Genomic DNA, 17,660 nt, shown 5'->3' with positions numbered 1-17,660 from the left:
CACCTGAGGCGATCGATCCGGAAACTGTCGGCTCATCTATGCCGCGAGCCGGTAGATCAGGCCTGCATATCGACGTTTATTGCTAATGTCTGTGAGCGGTGAGGTACTTTACGAAAGCAACAACGCGGACATGCTGTCCGCGATCAATATGTTTGCACTAATTTGCCGGATACTCCGACATGCACCAAGGCTGGCTTACTCGAGCTCAGCCATCAGCTTAACCAGGTGCTCAACGGCTTTCTGCTCGTCTTCACCTTCAGCAGACAGCGTTACCACAGTCCCCTGGGTCAGGCCAAGCGTCTGCAGCTTGAACAGGCTTTTGGCGCTGGCGGATTTACCGTTAGAGGTCACGGTGATGTCAGAGGCGAACGCTTTAGCTTCTTTAACGAACTGAGCTGCAGGGCGAGTGTGAAGACCGTTTGGCGCTGTGATGGTAACTTCTTGCTGGAACATTCTGTTTCCCCAACTTAAATTGATGTGGTGTTATCGACCTAAAGTCTAGCCTGGAGGCGTGACTTTAGCCTGGATGTGTCGCGCTGGCCTGCGTACAAGGACGCGCCAAAAAATGCGCTGGTAAGGGCCGGACGTCGGCGATGCTGAACTGACGCTAGCTCCCGCCATCCCTTTTCCATTATGCCGCGAATCTGGCCGCTTCGCCAAACCAGTAAATCGATTCAGCTTGATCCAGTTCACGCAGCTATTAATTTCGCGGATCGAAATAATTGATTGCTTAGATACCAGACACGCATGGGTAAAATCAATCTACTGAACGACAAAACTTTGATGTACTCCACAAAAAAGCACCCATTTGGGTGCTTTTTTAGACTATTCCGCACTCATAGCTTCACTGTTGCAGTTCTTTCTCGGTAAAGAGGTCAGCAAACAGTGCGGTACTCAGATAACGTTCACCAGAAGAAGGCAGGATGACCACAATGTTCTTATTGGCAAAGCTTTCTTCTTCCTGAAGCTTAAGGGCGGCCGCAACGGCGGCACCAGAAGAGATACCGGCCAGAATACCTTCTTCTTCCATCAAACGGCGCGCGGTTGAAATCGCCTCTTCGTTGGTGATCGCCACCACACGGTCAATCAGGCTCAGCTCTAAGTTGTCCGGAATAAAACCGGCACCGATACCCTGAATTTTATGCGGGCCAGGTTTGATTTCTTCCCCTGCCAGCGCCTGAGCGATAACCGGCGAGTCGGTCGGTTCTACCGCAACGGTAATCAGATCTTTCTTACCTTTGCCGTTTTTGATATAGCGGCTGACGCCGGTCAGCGTGCCACCCGTGCCGACGCCGGAGATGAATACATCGACGTCGCCGTCGGTATCTTCCCAGATTTCCGGACCGGTAGTTTTTTCATGGATTTCCGGGTTCGCAGGATTGCTGAACTGCTGTAACAGCACAGCATTGTCAGGATTAGCGGCCACGAGCTCTTCCGCTTTAGCAATGGCACCTTTCATGCCTTTCGGACCTTCGGTCAGCACCAGGTTTGCCCCCAGCGCTTTTAACAGTTTACGGCGCTCCACGCTCATGGTTTCAGGCATGGTCAGCGTCAGTTTGTAGCCTCGTGCGGCAGCCACATAGGCCAGCGCGATGCCGGTATTTCCGCTGGTTGGCTCGACCAGTTCCATACCGGGTTTCAGAATACCGCGCTTCTCAGCGTCCCAAATCATATTGGCACCGATACGGCATTTAACGCTGAAGCTGGGATTGCGGGACTCCACTTTTGCCAGAATGCGCCCGTTACCGATGCGGTTCAGTCGAACCAGCGGCGTATGACCGATTGTTAACGAGTTGTCTTCATAAATCTTACTCATAGCCCGTCCTTAACTGTATGAAATTTGGGAAACCCTGAGAGCATACCCGGTTCATTTTCTCAAGGAAGTGAAGAAATCGTATATAGATATGTTATGCAGCAATAAGAGTGATGTAAAAGGCATAAGCCCCGGCACGGGCTTATGGCTTTGTACGGTAACTCACGCGCGCTTAGGGCTGACGATAACGGTCAACCCACATTGCCGTTGCGCCGCAAACGGCGACCGGCATGATGACAAGATTCAGTACCGGCACCAGGGTGAAGAGGCTGACTAATGCACCAAACTGCAAATTATCCGCTTTATTCCGCTTCAGCGCCGTGCGCATCTGCGCAAAGCTGATCTTATGATTGTCGAAGGGGTAATCACAGTACTGGATTGAGAGCATCCAGGCGCTGAACAGGAACCAGAGGATCGGTGCCACCGTCTGGCCAAAGCCGGGAATAAAATAGAGCAGCAGGAGTACCAGCGCGCGGGGCAGATACCAGGCAAACTTTTGCCATTCGCGCTTCATAATGCGGGGAATGTCTTTCACCATACCTGCCCAACCACTGTCTGGCAGGGGCACGCCGGTCAGTTTAGCTTCAAGCTGCTCCGACAGAAGCCCGCAAAAGGGTGCGGCTATCCAGTTGGCGAGCGTTGAAAAGAAATAGCTGAAGACCAGCAGGATTGAGAGGACCGTCAGCGGCCACAGCAAATAGCTCAGCCATTGCAGCCACTCAGGCACATGAGACATCAGCGCGGGCAGCCACTGCCCCAGCTGCCAGAATAGCCAGATAAAAGCGCCGCCCATCAGCAGGATGTTAATCAGCAGTGGCATAATAACGAAACGGCGGATACCTGGCAGGGTAACCAGCTTCCACCCCTGGGAAAAATAGTGAATGCCGCTGCCAGAAGCCTCAGAATTTGGTGTCGCCATGAACAGATACTCTCCTTTGTGTCACTGCGTAACGCGGGGTTTACCTGACTTTTAACCTAAACCGGACGCGTTTTGAATGAAAAAACAGCAAAAAACCGTGTTGCCATACGCTTATTTGTCAGAAAATAGTGCATGGACTTGCACTTGTTATCCAGGGCAAATACAGTTAGAGGATAAAGTTTGCCGCGGTGGCAAGGTATTGGAACAACAGAGAATACAATGATGCAGGATTTGCGTCTGATATTAATCGTTGTTGGCGCGATCGCCATAATAGCGCTTCTCCTTCACGGCTTGTGGACCAGCCGTAAAGAGCGCTCATCCGTTTTTCGCGATCGCCCCCACAAGCGTTTAAAACAGGATAGAGAAGAGCCCTTTGACCCTGCCGATGACGGTGTGGGGGAAGTGCGCGTGCAGCCCTCGCGTACGGATGTGGAAGAGGATGACGGTCCCGCCTTTGGTGCCGCTCAGCCTGAAGAAGCCCCGCCGCGTCCACCTAAACCTCGCGCTCAGCCGGAGCCGGTTCGCCACCAGGCGCCGCTGGATGAGCAGCCTGAACTCGATCCGCTTTTCGGTGACGAGCTGCCGCATGCGCCGGCACCCGAGCCTGAGCTTGCCCCTGAGCCGGTCCGGCAGCCTCAGACTCAGCCACAGCCCGCAAGGCAGGCAGAACGCCCACCGCAGCCGGACGTCACACCGCCGCGCAGCGAGCCCGGTTTTGTACAGAATGTGCGAAGTGAACCTGAAGCGCCAGCGGTGAAACCTGCTGCGGAAGCGGCGCCAGCACCTCAGGAACGGCCAAAAGAGACCGTTCTGGTGCTGCATGTTGGCGCTCATGCTGGCGGCGTACTTAATGGTGAAGCGCTGCTTCAGGGCGTGCTCCAGGCGGGCTTCCAGTTTGGTGAGATGAATATTTTCCATCGCCATCTCAGCCCGGCGGGTAGCGGCCCGGTCCTCTTCAGTCTGGCCAATATGGTGAAACCGGGCTCATTCAATCCGGATGATATGGCGGATTTCTCTACGCCAGGCGTCTCGATTTTCATGATGGTGCCCTCCTACGGGGATCCCAATCAGAACTTCAAGCTGATGCTGCAATCTGCCCAGCGTATTGCTGATGACGTCGGTGGCGTGGTGCTTGACGATGAGCGCCGCATGATGACGCCTCAGAAGCTCGAAACGTACAAAAACCGCATTCGTGACGTGATGGAGGCTAACGCCTGAGTCAGCCGGAAGGCGGGCAGAAAGCCTGAATTATCCGTATTCTGAACCCCCGCTCGTCGGGGGTTTTTTATCGCTATGGTGCCGCTATGCAATCCTTACAAGACAAAATTACCTCACTGCAAACCACGCTTCGCCATCATGAGTATCAGTATCACGTACTGGACGCACCTGAAGTGCCGGATGCGGAATACGATCGTCTGATGCAGGAACTGAAGGCCCTGGAAGCTGCACACCCGGAGCTGATTACCCCCGATTCTCCGACGCAACGTGTCGGCGCCGCGCCGCTGAGCGCCTTTGAGCAGGTGCGCCATGAAGTACCGATGCTCTCGCTGGATAATGCGTTTGATGAAGAGAGCTATCTGGCCTTTAACAAACGCATCCAGGATCGTCTGAAAAGTACGGATGAGATCACTTTCTGCTGTGAGCTGAAGCTGGATGGGCTGGCCGTCAGCCTTCTTTATGAGAACGGCCTGCTGGTGAGAGCGGCGACGCGGGGAGATGGCACAACAGGCGAAAACATCACGGCCAATGTGCGCACCATACGTGCTATTCCTCTTCGCCTGCAGGGCGACAACATTCCAGCCCGTGTGGAAGTTCGCGGTGAAGTCTTTATGCCTCAGGCTGGATTTGAAAAGCTCAACGAAGAGGCACGCCGCACCGGCAGTAAAGTTTTCGCCAATCCCCGCAACGCGGCAGCGGGGTCGCTGAGGCAGCTCGATCCCCGTATTACCGCAAAGCGTCCGCTCACTTTCTTCTGTTACGGCTTTGGGCTGCTTGAAGGGGGCGAAATGCCGCGCACTCACCACGCGCGTCTTCAGCAGTTTAAAGCCTGGGGATTGCCCGTCAGCGACCGTATCCGGCTCTGCCACACGCCGGAAGAGGTGCTGGCCTTTTATCGCCAGATAGAAGCCGAACGCGCCACTCTGGGGTTTGATATCGACGGCGTGGTAATCAAGGTTGATTCCCAGGATTTGCAGGATCGGCTTGGCTTTGTGGCCCGCGCACCCCGCTGGGCAGTTGCCTTTAAATTCCCAGCCCAGGAGCAGATGACCTGGGTGCGCGACGTAGAATTCCAGGTCGGGCGTACCGGTGCGATTACCCCGGTAGCAAGGCTGGAACCGGTACAGGTTGCGGGGGTAATGGTGAGTAACGCCACGCTGCATAATGCCGATGAGATCGACCGGCTCGGGCTTCGTATTGGCGATCGCGTTATTATCCGGCGGGCCGGAGATGTTATTCCACAGGTGGTTGGCGTGGTCGAATCTGAGCGCCCGGCGGACGCGCGGCAGGTTAATTTCCCGACGGCTTGTCCGGTGTGTGGTTCAGATGTGGAAAGGGTGGAAGGCGAAGTGGTCGCACGCTGCACCGGCGGCCTGATTTGCGGCGCACAGCGCAAAGGCGCTCTGAAGCATTTTGTCTCGCGACGTGCGATGGATATCGACGGTCTTGGCGACAAGATTATCGATCAGCTGGTGGAAAAAGAGTATGTCAAAACGCCCGCCGATCTTTTCGGACTGACCGCCGGAAAGCTGACCGGCCTTGACCGTATGGGGCCAAAGTCGGGTCAGAATATCGTCAACGCGCTGGAAAAGGCAAAACAGACCACGCTGGCGCGCTTTCTCTATGCGCTGGGGATCAGTGAGGTCGGCGAAGCCACGGCGGCAAACCTTGCTGCGCATTTCGGGTCACTGGATAAGATTATCGCCGCCGATCTGGATGCGCTGATAGCGGTGCAAGATGTTGGTAAGGTGGTTGCCAGCCATATCCGCAATTTTATGGATGAAGAGAGTAATCTTGAGGTCATCCGTCAGCTGATTGAGGTAGCAGGCGTACACTGGCCGGTAGTGGAAGCGATCAACGCAGATGAGATCGACAGCCCCTTTGCCGGTAAAACGGTGGTACTGACCGGCTCGCTGACGATCCTGTCGCGGGATGAGGCCAAAGATCGCCTGACGGCGCTGGGTGCTAAGGTTAGCGGCAGCGTATCGAAAAAAACCGATCTGGTCATTGCGGGAGAAGCTGCAGGCTCCAAGCTGGTGAAGGCGCAGGCGCTCGGCATTGAGGTGATTGATGAAGCAGAGATGATCCGTCTGCTGGGAGAGTGAAATGGAAAAGGAAAACCTGATTGAGATCGCCAATACCGTTATGCCCTTCGGCAAGTACAAAGGGTGTCGGCTTATCGATCTGCCTGAGCCTTATCTGCTCTGGTTTGCCCGCAAGGATGAGTTTCCCAAAGGGCATCTTGGCGATCTGATGCAAATTACTCTGGCGATCAAGGTTGAGGGACTTGAGGGGCTGGTCAGGCCCCTCATTAAAGCGTGATATTACTTCTGTGAGTGCGTAACGCTGGCGACTTTCTCTTTCTCAGACGCTTCTGCGGCAAGCTTTTCGCCCGCTTTTTTATAGCGCTGGGCCAGTAACGAACAGACCATCAGCTGCACCTGATGGAAGATCATCAGCGGCAGAACGATAATACCCACAGCCGCTGAGGGAAAAAGAATATTCGCCATCGGCACGCCATTTGCCAGACTTTTCTTGGAACCGCAGAAAAGCACGGTAATCTCATCAGCACGGTTAAAGCCAAACAGGCGTACAGCCAGCAGGTTAACCAGCAGCACGATGAAGAGAATGCCTAAGCTCACCACCACGATATAGAGCAGCGTTACCGCGCCCACCCGGCTCCAGATACCATTCACCACCGCTTCGCTGAAGGCAGAATAGACCACCAGCAGGATGGAAGCCTGGTCCGTTTTGCCAATCAGCCCACGGTGCCGCTCTACCCAGTTGGCAATCCAGCGGCGGGAGAGATGACCGAGTACAAAAGGCAGCAGCAGCTGCAACATTATTTTCCCGATCTGCTCAAATCCACCATTAGCGGCATCGCTGTGGATATCCATGACCAGTCCGACCAGCAGCGGAGAAATAAACACGCCTAACAGGCTTGATGCAGAAGCGCTGCAGACGGCAGCGGCGACGTTACCTCCCGCCAGCGAGGTCAGCGCAATGGCCGATTGCACCGTTGCGGGCAGAATGCACAGATAGAGAAAACCGGTGTAGATCTCCGCGCTGAGCGGCACAGGATGCCACCAGGCAAACAACAGTCCAACCGCAGGGAAAAGCACAAAGGTGCTGAACATGACCCAGAGATGCAGCCGCCAGTGGCCGCCGCCAGCAATAATTTTTTCGCGGGACAGCTTGGCGCCATGCATGAAAAAGAGCAGGGCGATAGCCGCCGTGGTCAGCCATTCGAAAAATTCCACAAAATGGCCGCGGGCGGGCAGAAATGTTGCCAGCAAAACGACCAGTATCAGTTTCACCATCATGGGATCGAGACGGAAAAATCGCATTGTTAATATCCGGTTAATAAAATCGATGGGTCTATTGTGCGTCGGGTGTGTTTAGAAATAAAATCGATTTATTGAATTTATATATGAATGGTTTCGATGAATTATACGCTTCGTCAACTTCGCGTGTTTGTTGCCGTGGCCCGGCAGGGCAGTTTCAGTCAGGCAGGGCAACTGATCGGGCTTAGTCAGTCCGCAGTCAGCCACAGTATTAAAGAGCTGGAGGGCGAAATGGGGATCCGCCTGCTCGACCGCACCACGCGGGAAGTATTGCTTACCGAAGCCGGCGAACAGCTGGCAAGCAGGCTGGAACGGATGCTGGAAGAGCTGAATACCACATTACTTGATGTGCGCAGCTACGGGCAGCAGCGTAGCGGAACGGTAAGAGTGGCCGCCAGCCAGACTATCTCCGCTCACCTGATGCCACAGTGCCTTGCCGCCAGCCAGCATCACTTTCCGGATATCAAAGTCCTGCTGCGCGATCGTCCACAGCAGTGGGTACTTCAGAGCATCCGTAATGCGGAAGTCGATTTTGGTATCGTCATTGGGCCGCTGGCGGCGGAGGATTTAGAGTGCGAGGCGATTCTGGATGAGCCATTTTTACTCCTTTGCCGTCAGGACGATCCGCTGGCCTCGGTGCGTACCGTCCGCTGGCAGATGCTGAATCATCGCCTCCTTGTCTTGCAGGATTACGCCTCGGGTAGCCGGGTGCTGATCGATGAGGCGCTGCGATTGCAGCAGGTGCAGGCGGAAATCGTGCAGGAGATTGGGCATCCGGCAACGCTTTTTCCGATGGTGGAAGCGGGGATAGGTATCAGCATTCTTCCCGCTCTGGCGTTACCGTTACCGCAGGGCCGACCGCTACTGGTGAGACGGATGGAGCCGGAAATCAACCGCACCATTATGCTGGTGCGGCGTAAAAACCGCTCTCTCACGCCAGCGGCGGAGGTGATCTGGCAGGAAGTCCGTCAGCAGGCAACCCTGCTGACGAAGCAGCGTCAGATCAGACCCGCTTTTTAAATATAAAGATCCAGCGCGTTAATGGCGGTCGGACGGTTAACGCCGTCGGCCACTTTATGCTGAGAGGCCTCTTTCTGCGCGTTGTGCTGTTCCTGAGCTTTTTCTGCCTGCTGTTGTTGAATCTGCGCAATCTGCGCCTGAATCATCTGAATCTGACCTTCAATCAGCTGCTGCTGTTCCGATTTCTGTTCAGCCGTCAGGGTATCGTCCTGGCCCAGTTTTTTAAGCTGGCTCTGAAGCTGGGTAATCTGTTTATAGAGGGCGCTTACCTGTGAGTCTGCTCCACCACCTGAGCTTCCGCTACCGATGGACGCTGTGCTGCCGATAGTTGTCATGATTTTCTCCGTGAGAATAGTCCTGTAGGGTTATCGGACGGAGGGCGGGGTAGCTTGATAAATAAAAGGAAAAAAGAAGTAAAAGCAGGTTCGAACTCTGCCCGGATTGTGCATAGCAGAAAGGCGCCTTTAGGGCGCCTTTCTACATTGGTGGGTCGTGCAGGATTCGAACCTGCGACCAATTGATTAAAAGTCAACTGCTCTACCAACTGAGCTAACGACCCGAAGTGGTGGGTGATGACGGGCTCGAACCGCCGACCCCCTCCGTGTAAAGGAGATGCTCTACCAACTGAGCTAATCACCCACTTCGGTACTTCAAACAAGCATTATTGTGCAGAATGGTGGGTGATGACGGGCTCGAACCGCCGACCCCCTCCGTGTAAAGGAGATGCTCTACCAACTGAGCTAATCACCCATTCTGTACACGCCTGAGACTGCTAACACTGCGGAGCCACCGGTTTAGAGTGGTGGGTGATGACGGGCTCGAACCGCCGACCCCCTCCGTGTAAAGGAGATGCTCTACCAACTGAGCTAATCACCCCCGCTGTGTGGAGTCGCATTATAGGGATCGCTGGAAATGAGTCAACGCTTTTTAAAACGAAAACGATCGTTCGTCTTAATTTTAAACAAGATGTTGGGCTTTTGCGCAAAAACCTGGAAGGCGTGCCGGGTTTTCAGCCGAAGACAACAGGGGAGCGGGGGAATGCCGTTGAGGATTCGTCTCCAGGTGATAGAATGTTGCCCACTTTGTTCAGGTCTTTATCAGACCTCCCCCGGCGATGGCCGAATCTGATAGCGTAATAAGGCAGCTGTTAATGAAAATCAAAACCCGCTTTGCACCCAGCCCGACAGGTTACCTGCACGTTGGTGGCGCCCGTACCGCGCTTTACTCCTGGCTGTTTGCCCGCCATCAAGGCGGCGAGTTTGTGCTGCGTATAGAAGATACCGATCTGGAGCGCTCAACGCAGCAGGCTATCGACGCCATCATGGACGGTATGAACTGGCTGAGCCTGGACTGGGATGAAGGCCCCTGGTATCAGACGAAGCGTTTCGATCGCTACAATGCGGTCATTGATGAGATGCTGGAAGCAGGCACCGCTTATAAGTGCTACTGCTCAAAGGAGCGTCTGGAAACGCTGCGCGAAACCCAGATGGCCAACAACGAAAAACCCCGTTATGACGGCCACTGCCGTGACAGCCATGAACATCATGCTGCCGATGAGCCTTGCGTGGTGCGTTTCCGTAACCCGCAGGAAGGATCGGTTATTTTTGACGATCAGATCCGCGGGCCGATCGAGTTCAGCAACCAGGAGCTTGACGATCTGATCATCCGTCGTACGGATGGTTCACCGACCTATAACTTCTGTGTGGTCATTGATGACTGGGATATGGAGATTACTCATGTTATCCGCGGTGAAGACCACATCAATAACACGCCTCGTCAGATCAATATTCTGAAAGCGATCGGCGCCCAGGTACCTGTTTATGCACACGTATCGATGATTCTGGGTGACGATGGCAAGAAACTCTCTAAGCGCCACGGCGCCGTCGGTGTGATGCAGTACCGTGACGATGGCTATCTGCCGGAAGCGCTGCTGAATTATCTGGTTCGTCTGGGCTGGTCACATGGCGACCAGGAGATTTTCAGCATTGATGAGATGAAAAAACTGTTCGATCTCAATGCGGTCAGCAAATCTGCCAGCGCGTTCAATACTGAAAAATTGCAATGGCTGAACCATCACTACATTAATAGCCTGGCGCCGGAATATGTGGCGACGCACCTGCAATGGCATATTGAGCAGGAAAAGATTGATACCCGGACGGGGCCTGAACTGGCGCAGCTGGTCAGCCTGTTAGGCGAGCGCTGTAAGACGCTGAAAGAGATGGCGGCTTCGTGTCGTTATTTCTATGAAGAGTTTGACGAGTTTGATGCTGATGCGGCGAAAAAGCATCTGCGTCCTGTTGCCCGTCAGCCGCTGGAAGTGGTGCGTGATAAACTCAACGGCATCACTGCGTGGACGGCGGAAAACGTTCACGCTGCCATCCAGGCGGCAGCAGATGAGCTGGAAGTAGGGATGGGGAAAGTCGGTATGCCGCTGCGCGTGGCGGTCACCGGCGCGGGGCAGTCGCCCGCGCTGGATGTAACTGTACATGCGATTGGAAAAAGCCGCTCGGTATCCCGCATTGAGAAAGCGCTGGCGTATATCGCAGCGCGTGAAGCACAGCAGTAAGCAGAAGTTTTATTTCACCAGTAAATGCCGGCCTTCAGGCCGGCATTTTTACTTTTCGCTACGGGTAATATCCAGTCGCGTCAGCAACCCTTGTATGCCTTCACGTAACAACAGCGAGTATAATTTCTCCTGTTCGTCGGCGCTCATCTGCTGAATGGAGGTCATCAGCAGAGCGGGAAGTGAGTTTTGTGTTACCCGATAGGTTGCGATCGGCTCGGCGGCATGCCGTGTAGACTTGAGAAAGGCTTTCACGCGTTCATCAATAAAAATCATTCGCGCTTTTCCACCTTGAACGCCGGGTTTCGGCGCGGTAGTCCACTGCTCTTTCTTGACCCATTTGTTAATAGTCTGGCGACTGAAACCCGTTTCCTGCGCCAGTTCTTCTGGCGTTAACCATTCCTTTTTCATCATGCAATCCCTTTTTGCCGTTTTACGTAACACGAACATATTACAGGAAATTGTTGACTGAACAACTAACAGGAACCAGTAACAGGTTGAGAAGGGAAGGGGATGTTGTGCGAAAGAGAGTAACCCTCTGTCTGAACGACAGAGGGTGAAGAGGTTAGCGTGTTACAGGAGCTGGCTGTACCTGTGGACGGTAAGCCATATAGTAAGCCAGGCCGACAAACACCGCGCCGCCAACGGTATTGCCTAAGAAAACGGCAACAAAGTTAGGCAGGTATTGCATCCAGGTCAGCTCGCCAGCGAAGATTGCCGCAGGGATAATGAACATATTCGCCACCACGTGCTGGAAACCGATCGCCACAAACGCCATGACCGGAAACCACATACCAAAAATCTTGCCCACCACATCTTTACTGGCGAAGGCCAGCCAGACCGCAAGGCAGACCAGCCAGTTACAGCCGATGCCGGAAATAAACGCGTGCAGGAAATCAGCGTTTATCTTGGCCGTGGCGATAGCAACGGTTTTCTTCAGATAATCCCCTTCGGTCATGCCCAGCATATGACCGAAAAACCAGGCGACAGCGATACTGCCAAGGAAGTTAGCGATGGTGACCCAAAACCAGTTGCGCAGTACGCTAAAGCCGCTAACCTGGCGGGCAAACCAGGCGACAGGCATCGTCATCATATTGCCGGTCAGCAGCTCGCCGCCCGCCAGTACCGTCAGTATCAGCCCCACAGGGAACACGGCCGCGCCCAGAAAGCCGCCGAAGGAGCCCCAGTCTGCTGGCAGCTTATTGATGACATGCAGATCCAACAGGAAACCCGTGGCGATGAAAGCACCGGCCATAAAACCGAGGATCAGGAGAGTGGAAATAGAATGTAGACTTTTTGCGACGCCGGACTGAATAGCGATCGCTGCGATTTCTTTAGGTGAATGCAAGGACATAATAGCTCTGTTTCTGGTGTAGTTATTGTTAAAATTATTGGCCGACTCACCGCGCTGAACTGAGACGCATCCAGCGCTGGCAGGGTGCGGCCTTCAAAAGCGCGGGCAGTTTTGCACGGGAAATTAACAAAAACAAGTATAATTAGCGCACTAATTAACTGCCTGTTTACAAGATTGGCCGACCCATATTGTGGATGCAGCAACTTCGTTGTTAAATTTATGCCACCACACCATTTTATCGTTCTTCTCTGCCCGTCACAGGACTATCCTGCTGTCAGAAATTTCCTGTAACCTGCTATTTTTCCAGCGTGCTGGCGGCTTTTTCAGCGATTGGCCGCAGATTGGCAATTTGCCGTTGACACCAACCGCGCCGTTTCATATTATCCCCGCCGTCAAGACGACAAAGGTTTTTCGGCTCGGGGGTATAGCTCAGCTGGGAGAGCGCTTGCATGGCATGCAAGAGGTCAGCGGTTCGATCCCGCTTATCTCCACCAAATCTTCACCAGACGATTTGGCGCGAAAAACCGGTTTTTTGTAGTGGGGGTATAGCTCAGCTGGGAGAGCGCTTGCATGGCATGCAAGAGGTCAGCGGTTCGATCCCGCTTATCTCCACCAATCACTTCTTCTGTTCCGCCGTCCGGCACCTTATCTCTTATCGCTTACTTTTCCGTTTTCTTTTCTGCATTGCATTCCCTGATTTTTCCGTGCGCGTTGAGTAATCTCTGCGGGCAAGTTCGTGGTGTGAGATCGCCAGGCGCATTCACTTTTTAATGCCCGACTTTCTGCGGACGTAAAAAAGGCGAACCTCAAAGGGTTCGCCTTAATCATTTACAGGAACCGGGAAGGGGATTAGCCCAGCACCAGGCCTGCAATTGAAGCGGAGAGTACACTGACCAGCGTGGCACCGTACAGCAGCTTGAGGCCGAAACGGGAAACCACATTACCCTGTTCTTCGTGCACGCCTTTAATCGCACCGGCAACAATACCGATTGAAGAGAAGTTAGCGAAGGATACCAGGAAGACAGAGAGAATGCCTTCCGCGCGCGGTGAGAGCGTGCCGGCAATTTTCTGCAGGTCCATCATGGCCACAAACTCATTCGAAACCAGTTTTGTGGCCATGATGCTGCCGACCTGCAGCGCTTCACTGGAGGGGACGCCCATCATCCAGGCAAACGGATAGAACACGTAACCCAGCACGCCCTGGAAGCTGATCCCAAAGAGGGTATCAAACAGCGCGTTTACCGCAGAAATTATTGCGATAAAGCCAATCAGCATGGCGGCCACGATCACAGCGACCTTGAAGCCGGCCAGGATATATTCACCCAGCATTTCAAAAAAGCTCTGACCTTTTTTGAGATTATCCAGCTTCAGATCGTCCTCTTGCTCAATGCGGTAGGGGTTGAGCAGCGACAGAACGATAAAGGTGCTGAACATATTCAGAACCAGCGCGGCAACCACGTATTTCGGCTGCAGCATCGTCATGTAAGCACCGACGATCGACATCGACACGGTGGACATGGCGGTTGCGGCCATGGTGTACATCCGGCGTTCCGACATTTTGCCAAGAATATCTTTATAAGCGATGAAGTTTTCTGACTGTCCCAAAATCAGCGAGCTTACCGCATTAAAAGATTCCAGCTTGCCCATACCGTTGACTTTTGACAGCACGGTGCCGATGGCGCGAATGATGATCGGCAGAATACGGAAGTGCTGCAAAATACCAATCAGCGCAGAGATAAATACGATGGGGCAGAGGACGTTGAGCCAGAAGAAGGCCAGTCCTTGCTCACTCATATTACCGAAGACGAAGTTGGTTCCCTGAGCGGCGAAGCCAAGCAGCTTGTCAAACAGACCCGCAAATCCCTGTACGAATCCCAGTCCGACTTCCGAGTTCAGGAAGAACCAGGCGAGAAGAACCTCGATAACCAGCAGCTGTATGATAAAACGTACGCGGATGTTTTTTCGATCCTTGCTAACCAGTAAGGCCAACAGGGTGATCACCACCAGCGCTAAAGCAAAATGCAAAATGCGGGACATGATTGCTCCAAATTTGAAGGCTGTTATATTTCGCTGCACATTCTATGTAACAAGGCGCGGAAAAACGAGAGCCAGGCCTCAATATAACAATTACCTATCGCTAAAGGCCGCAGTTTTCGCAATTTGGTCACAACCCGATTGAGTGTAATGGTCGCTGGCAACTTGTGAGCGCTTACTTTATCACCTAAAGTGAAAAAGGTTGCAGGCGTCATGCGAGTGACGTACCGTACTTTTAGGTATAGCCATTGCTATACTTTTTAGCTTCAGCTATCAAATCGATAATTATAATCTATTATTTTGCACTTGATAATAATTCTCATTTGCATGAGGATGATTCAGACAGGAATAATCAGGGGTACTAGTATGTTTGAAAGCCGTGCCACGGAAGCAAGAATCCGCGGCTCACGTAAAATTAAGCTCGCGTTGATGGGGCCAGCCTTTATTGCGGCTATCGGCTATATCGATCCTGGCAACTTCGCCACCAATATTCAGGCTGGTGCTTCCTATGGCTATAAGCTGCTGTGGGTGGTGGTCTGGGCGAACATCATGGCGATGGTTATCCAGCTTATGTCCGCTAAGCTTGGTATCGCCACCGGCAAAAATCTGGCTGAGCATATTCGTGACCGCTTCCCTCGTCCCGCCGTCTGGTTTTACTGGGTACAGGCCGAAATTATCGCCATGGCAACCGATCTGGCGGAGTTTATTGGCGCGGCGATCGGCTTTAAGCTGATTTTCGGCGTGAGCCTGCTTCAGGGCGCGGTCCTGACCGGGGTGGTAACGTTCCTGATCCTGATGCTGCAAAGCCGGGGACAGAAACCGCTGGAGCTGGTGATTGGCGGCCTGCTGCTGTTTGTGGCCGCCGCCTACGTCATAGAGCTCTTCTTTTCGCAGCCAAAAGTGATCGACCTGCTGCAGGGGATGGCTGTGCCTTCTCTGCCCGGACCGGATGCCGTCTTGCTGGCCGCGGGCGTACTGGGCGCGACAATTATGCCTCATGTCATTTATCTGCACTCCTCGCTGACCCAGAGCTCAGCCGTTGGGAGCCGTGCGGAGCGCTACTCCTCGACCAAACTGGATGTGGCGATTGCCATGACCATTGCCGGTTTTGTCAATCTGGCGATGATGGCGACGGCGGCGGCAGCCTTTCATTTCAGTGGACACAGCGGCATCGCGGATCTGAATGAAGCCTGGATAACGCTGGATCCGCTGCTGGGCCGGGCGGCGGCGCTGGTCTTCGGACTCAGTCTGCTGGCGGCGGGGCTCTCTTCAACGGTGGTGGGGACCATGGCAGGGCAGGTGGTGATGCAGGGCTTTATCCATTTTCATATCCCGCTTCTGGTCCGCCGGGTCATTACCATGCTGCCTTCCTTTATTGTGATTATGGCTGGCTGGGAGCCGACCCGCATTCTGGTCATGAGCCAGGTCCTGCTCAGTTTTGGTATTGCGCTGGCGCTGGTGCCCCTGCTGGTCTTTACCGGCAATCGTGAACTGATGGGGGATATGGTCAACTCAAGGCTGATGCAAACGACAGGCAAAGTCATTGTGGTGGTCGTCGTCGCGCTTAACTTCTATCTGTTGGTCGCTATGGCGATGGGCATGGCGGTTTAACTCAGTACTGACCTAAAAAAAGCCGACTTTATGTCGGCTTTTTCGCTTATCAGTGGTGGTGACCGCGAGAATGATGATGTTCACGCTCACGATGGTGCCGCTCCCGCTGGCGTTCATGATGGCGCCATTCCCGCTGACGTTCACGTTGATGCCATTTGCGCTCGCGCTCCCATTCATGCTGGCGGCGCATCTCCTGGTGGCGACGCCACTGTTCATGACGCCACCAGCGGCCCTGATTGTAACGGTAATGATTGTGCCAGTAGTGGCCATCGCGCCAGTTGCCACCATCCCAGTAGCGCCCATGATGGTCACGGTCGCCCAGATGCAACGTAATGTTCGGACCCAGAGTGATTCTTGCGCCCTCGGCCTGAGCTGTGTGCATCGCCAGGGGCATTAAGTTTGCCAGCAAAGCGGCAATAAGTAATAAAGCTTTCATTGGATCTCCTTATCAACGGCGCTACAGCGCCGTTGTGGGATCGAGATTATAAAGAGATCGCGGTCGTTTCGCCTGGGAAAGTCTGAAAAAAGGAGGGAGGAGAAGCGCGGAGCGATATTTGAGATTTATCTCTGCCCGCCACCTGATGCGGCGGGCGGAGGGTCAGGCAAGAATAGCGTCGATGCGATCCAGCTCAGCCTGGCTGAATTCACGGTTTACCAGCATACCGACGGCATCGTCGATCTGACTGGTTTTACTGGCCCCAATCAGAACCGACGTCACGCGATCGCCGCGCAGGATCCAGGCCAGCGCCATCTGGGAAAGCTTCTGACCGCGCTGCTGCGCCAGTTCATTGAGCAGGCGGACCTTCTCCATTTTGTCTGTGGTGAGCTGGTCGCTGCTGAGGAACCGGCTGCCGCTGGCCGCACGGGAATCCTCCGGGATGCCGTTCAGATAGCGATCGGTCAGCATGCCGCCCGCCAGCGGTGAAAAGCCGATGCAGCCGACGCCTTCCTCTTTCAGCACCTCCAGCAGACCTTGCTCAGGCGTACGCTCGAACATCGAATATTTCGGCTGGTGTATCAGGCAGGGCGTGCCAAGGGCTTTCAGAATCGTAATTGCTTCCTGCGCCCGCTGTGCCGGATAGTTCGACAGCGCAACGTAAAGCGCTTTTCCCTGACGAACGATATGATCCAGCGCCATCATGGTCTCTTCCAGCGGCGTTTCCGGATCGGGGCGATGGTGGTAAAAAATATCCACGTAATCCAGGTTCATGCGCTTCAGGCTCTGGTTCAGGCTGGCAATCAGATATTTACGCGATCCCCAGTCGCCATAGGGTCCGTCCCACATGGTATAGCCTGCTTTTGAGGAGATAATCAGTTCATCACGATAGGGCAGAAAATCTTCGCGCAGGATACGGCCAAAATTTTCCTCGGCCGAGCCTGGCGGCGGACCATAATTGTTGGCCAGATCGAAATGGGTGATACCGTTATCAAAGGCGTGGCGCAGCAGGTCACGGCTGGTATCCACCCGGGTGCTGTCGCCAAAGTTATGCCATAGGCCGAGCGAAATGGCGGGGAGCTTCAGTCCGCTCCGCCCGCATCTCCGGTAGGGCATATGTTGATAACGTTTACTATCTGCCTGATAAATCATAGATAAATCCTGTGCAGTGGAAGAGGCTGAGGAAGAAAGCTTACCAGTGTATACGGTTACACTAAACGGATTCGGGCGACGGATCTCAACTTGTAGAAAATTCTGACGCGTAACGCAGTGTTGCCAGCGGAGCAGGCAGCGGGTCGCTAACGCTGTGAACAATATCAGCAATACTTTACTCACTATTGCCGAGTGA

At 53.9% G+C, this 17,660-nt stretch carries 16 protein-coding genes and 6 tRNA genes; 8 read left to right on the top strand and 14 right to left on the bottom strand.

The window, feature by feature from the left end; genetic code table 11:
• Nucleotides 1-195: 195 nt before the first annotated feature.
• The 3 genes from ptsH to cysZ all read right to left on the bottom strand — a co-directional run bounded on the left by ptsH (nt 196) and on the right by cysZ (nt 2,732).
• Nucleotides 196-453 carry a phosphocarrier protein Hpr gene (gene ptsH, locus EA20_RS0102360; protein WP_004158914.1) on the bottom strand — a complete coding sequence of 86 codons (258 nt, stop codon included), beginning with the start codon at nt 451-453 and terminating at the stop codon, nt 196-198.
• Between the two features lie 391 nt (nt 454-844).
• On the bottom strand, nt 845-1,816 hold the full coding sequence (cysK, locus tag EA20_RS0102355) for a cysteine synthase A (RefSeq protein WP_024965299.1): 972 nt from the start codon (nt 1,814-1,816) through the stop codon (nt 845-847).
• A gap of 169 nt (nt 1,817-1,985) precedes the next feature.
• Entirely contained in the window at nt 1,986-2,732 is a 747-nt protein-coding gene (gene cysZ / locus EA20_RS19495; protein WP_038381471.1) for a sulfate transporter CysZ, read from the bottom strand.
• Nucleotides 2,733-2,951: 219 nt separating this feature from the next.
• On the opposite strand from cysZ, the gene zipA reads away from it, so the two are divergent.
• From zipA to EA20_RS0102335, 3 genes are all read left to right on the top strand, one after another.
• Nucleotides 2,952-3,950 (top strand): cell division protein ZipA, encoded by a 999-nt coding sequence (gene zipA / locus EA20_RS0102345; protein WP_024965298.1) that lies wholly within the window; start codon nt 2,952-2,954, stop codon nt 3,948-3,950.
• A gap of 86 nt (nt 3,951-4,036) precedes the next feature.
• Nucleotides 4,037-6,055, top strand: a complete 2,019-nt coding sequence (gene ligA / locus EA20_RS0102340; RefSeq protein ID WP_024965297.1) for an NAD-dependent DNA ligase LigA — start codon at nt 4,037-4,039, stop codon at nt 6,053-6,055.
• Between the two features lies 1 nt (nt 6,056).
• Nucleotides 6,057-6,272 carry a DUF3820 family protein gene (locus EA20_RS0102335; RefSeq protein WP_024965296.1) on the top strand — a complete coding sequence of 72 codons (216 nt, stop codon included), beginning with the start codon at nt 6,057-6,059 and terminating at the stop codon, nt 6,270-6,272.
• A 2-nt stretch (nt 6,273-6,274) separates the two neighbouring features.
• Here EA20_RS0102335 and EA20_RS0102330 read toward each other — a convergent pair whose 3' ends face one another.
• Nucleotides 6,275-7,297 carry a bile acid:sodium symporter family protein gene (locus EA20_RS0102330; RefSeq protein ID WP_024965295.1) on the bottom strand — a complete coding sequence of 341 codons (1,023 nt, stop codon included), beginning with the start codon at nt 7,295-7,297 and terminating at the stop codon, nt 6,275-6,277.
• Between the two features lie 96 nt (nt 7,298-7,393).
• On the opposite strand from EA20_RS0102330, the gene EA20_RS0102325 reads away from it, so the two are divergent.
• Entirely contained in the window at nt 7,394-8,314 is a 921-nt protein-coding gene (locus EA20_RS0102325) for a LysR family transcriptional regulator (RefSeq protein ID WP_024965294.1), read from the top strand.
• On the opposite strand, the gene EA20_RS0102320 is transcribed toward EA20_RS0102325, so the two are convergent.
• The 5 genes from EA20_RS0102320 to EA20_RS0102300 form a co-directional block, all read right to left on the bottom strand.
• Nucleotides 8,311-8,649, bottom strand: coding sequence for a FlxA-like family protein (locus EA20_RS0102320; protein ID WP_024965293.1), 339 nt, complete (start codon nt 8,647-8,649; stop codon nt 8,311-8,313). The genes EA20_RS0102325 and EA20_RS0102320 overlap by 4 nt on opposite strands.
• 148 nt (nt 8,650-8,797) lie before the next feature.
• Nucleotides 8,798-8,873, bottom strand: a tRNA-Lys gene (locus tag EA20_RS0102315).
• Nucleotides 8,874-8,877: 4 nt separating this feature from the next.
• A tRNA-Val gene (locus EA20_RS0102310) sits at nt 8,878-8,953 on the bottom strand.
• 35 nt (nt 8,954-8,988) lie between these two features.
• Nucleotides 8,989-9,064 (bottom strand) — tRNA-Val (locus tag EA20_RS0102305).
• 50 nt (nt 9,065-9,114) lie between these two features.
• Nucleotides 9,115-9,190 (bottom strand) — tRNA-Val (locus tag EA20_RS0102300).
• Between the two features lie 274 nt (nt 9,191-9,464).
• Here EA20_RS0102300 and gltX point away from each other — a divergent pair.
• Nucleotides 9,465-10,880, top strand: a complete 1,416-nt coding sequence (gene gltX, locus EA20_RS0102295; protein WP_024965292.1) for a glutamate--tRNA ligase — start codon at nt 9,465-9,467, stop codon at nt 10,878-10,880.
• Nucleotides 10,881-10,928: 48 nt separating this feature from the next.
• On the opposite strand, the gene EA20_RS0102290 is transcribed toward gltX, so the two are convergent.
• On the bottom strand, nt 10,929-11,288 hold the full coding sequence (locus EA20_RS0102290) for a YfeC-like transcriptional regulator (RefSeq protein ID WP_024965291.1): 360 nt from the start codon (nt 11,286-11,288) through the stop codon (nt 10,929-10,931).
• Between the two features lie 154 nt (nt 11,289-11,442).
• Nucleotides 11,443-12,231: a formate/nitrite transporter family protein gene (locus EA20_RS0102285; protein WP_024965290.1), complete on the bottom strand. Its 789-nt coding sequence runs from the start codon at nt 12,229-12,231 to the stop codon at nt 11,443-11,445.
• 418 nt (nt 12,232-12,649) lie between these two features.
• Here EA20_RS0102285 and EA20_RS0102280 point away from each other — a divergent pair.
• Nucleotides 12,650-12,725: transfer RNA gene (locus tag EA20_RS0102280), tRNA-Ala, on the top strand.
• Between the two features lie 45 nt (nt 12,726-12,770).
• Nucleotides 12,771-12,846 (top strand) — tRNA-Ala (locus tag EA20_RS0102275).
• A gap of 234 nt (nt 12,847-13,080) precedes the next feature.
• On the opposite strand, the gene EA20_RS0102270 is transcribed toward EA20_RS0102275, so the two are convergent.
• Nucleotides 13,081-14,268, bottom strand: coding sequence for a NupC/NupG family nucleoside CNT transporter (locus EA20_RS0102270; protein WP_024965289.1), 1,188 nt, complete (start codon nt 14,266-14,268; stop codon nt 13,081-13,083).
• Between the two features lie 363 nt (nt 14,269-14,631).
• Here EA20_RS0102270 and EA20_RS0102265 point away from each other — a divergent pair, with 363 nt between their 5' ends.
• The gene (locus tag EA20_RS0102265; RefSeq protein ID WP_024965288.1) at nt 14,632-15,876 is read left to right on the top strand and encodes an Nramp family divalent metal transporter; all 1,245 of its coding nucleotides are present in this window, start codon (nt 14,632-14,634) and stop codon (nt 15,874-15,876) included.
• A gap of 49 nt (nt 15,877-15,925) precedes the next feature.
• Here the strand turns inward: EA20_RS0102265 and EA20_RS0102260 are convergent, their stop codons facing one another.
• Together EA20_RS0102260 and mgrA are read right to left on the bottom strand one after the other, a co-directional pair.
• Entirely contained in the window at nt 15,926-16,312 is a 387-nt protein-coding gene (locus tag EA20_RS0102260) for a DUF2502 domain-containing protein (RefSeq protein ID WP_024965287.1), read from the bottom strand.
• A gap of 162 nt (nt 16,313-16,474) precedes the next feature.
• Nucleotides 16,475-17,464 carry an L-glyceraldehyde 3-phosphate reductase gene (gene mgrA, locus EA20_RS0102255; RefSeq protein WP_024965286.1) on the bottom strand — a complete coding sequence of 330 codons (990 nt, stop codon included), beginning with the start codon at nt 17,462-17,464 and terminating at the stop codon, nt 16,475-16,477.
• Nucleotides 17,465-17,660: the final 196 nt, after the last annotated feature.

Origin of the sequence: Pantoea sp. IMH, from assembly GCF_000599885.1 — a bacterium.
Taxonomy (GTDB): Bacteria; Pseudomonadota; Gammaproteobacteria; order Enterobacterales; family Enterobacteriaceae; genus Erwinia.
Note: the sequence above shows the minus strand (reverse complement) of the source record. Positions and strands in the feature narration are given on the sequence as shown.

What these genes read in the sequence shown, in the direction of transcription:
- EA20_RS0102290 (WP_024965291.1), bottom strand. Translation starts at nt 11,288, where the DNA reads ATGAAAAAGGAATGGTTAACGCCAGAAGAACTGGCGCAGGAAACGGGT.
- EA20_RS0102270 (WP_024965289.1), bottom strand. Translation starts at nt 14,268, where the DNA reads ATGTCCCGCATTTTGCATTTTGCTTTAGCGCTGGTGGTGATCACCCTG.
- EA20_RS0102260 (WP_024965287.1), bottom strand. Translation starts at nt 16,312, where the DNA reads ATGAAAGCTTTATTACTTATTGCCGCTTTGCTGGCAAACTTAATGCCC.
- mgrA (WP_024965286.1), bottom strand. Translation starts at nt 17,464, where the DNA reads ATGATTTATCAGGCAGATAGTAAACGTTATCAACATATGCCCTACCGG.
- EA20_RS0102325 (WP_024965294.1), top strand. Translation starts at nt 7,394, where the DNA reads ATGAATTATACGCTTCGTCAACTTCGCGTGTTTGTTGCCGTGGCCCGG.
- EA20_RS0102335 (WP_024965296.1), top strand. Translation starts at nt 6,057, where the DNA reads ATGGAAAAGGAAAACCTGATTGAGATCGCCAATACCGTTATGCCCTTC.
- ligA (WP_024965297.1), top strand. Translation starts at nt 4,037, where the DNA reads ATGCAATCCTTACAAGACAAAATTACCTCACTGCAAACCACGCTTCGC.
- ptsH (WP_004158914.1), bottom strand. Translation starts at nt 453, where the DNA reads ATGTTCCAGCAAGAAGTTACCATCACAGCGCCAAACGGTCTTCACACT.
- EA20_RS0102265 (WP_024965288.1), top strand. Translation starts at nt 14,632, where the DNA reads ATGTTTGAAAGCCGTGCCACGGAAGCAAGAATCCGCGGCTCACGTAAA.
- EA20_RS0102330 (WP_024965295.1), bottom strand. Translation starts at nt 7,297, where the DNA reads ATGCGATTTTTCCGTCTCGATCCCATGATGGTGAAACTGATACTGGTC.
- gltX (WP_024965292.1), top strand. Translation starts at nt 9,465, where the DNA reads ATGAAAATCAAAACCCGCTTTGCACCCAGCCCGACAGGTTACCTGCAC.
- EA20_RS0102285 (WP_024965290.1), bottom strand. Translation starts at nt 12,231, where the DNA reads ATGTCCTTGCATTCACCTAAAGAAATCGCAGCGATCGCTATTCAGTCC.
- cysK (WP_024965299.1), bottom strand. Translation starts at nt 1,816, where the DNA reads ATGAGTAAGATTTATGAAGACAACTCGTTAACAATCGGTCATACGCCG.
- cysZ (WP_038381471.1), bottom strand. Translation starts at nt 2,732, where the DNA reads ATGGCGACACCAAATTCTGAGGCTTCTGGCAGCGGCATTCACTATTTT.
- EA20_RS0102320 (WP_024965293.1), bottom strand. Translation starts at nt 8,649, where the DNA reads ATGACAACTATCGGCAGCACAGCGTCCATCGGTAGCGGAAGCTCAGGT.
- zipA (WP_024965298.1), top strand. Translation starts at nt 2,952, where the DNA reads ATGATGCAGGATTTGCGTCTGATATTAATCGTTGTTGGCGCGATCGCC.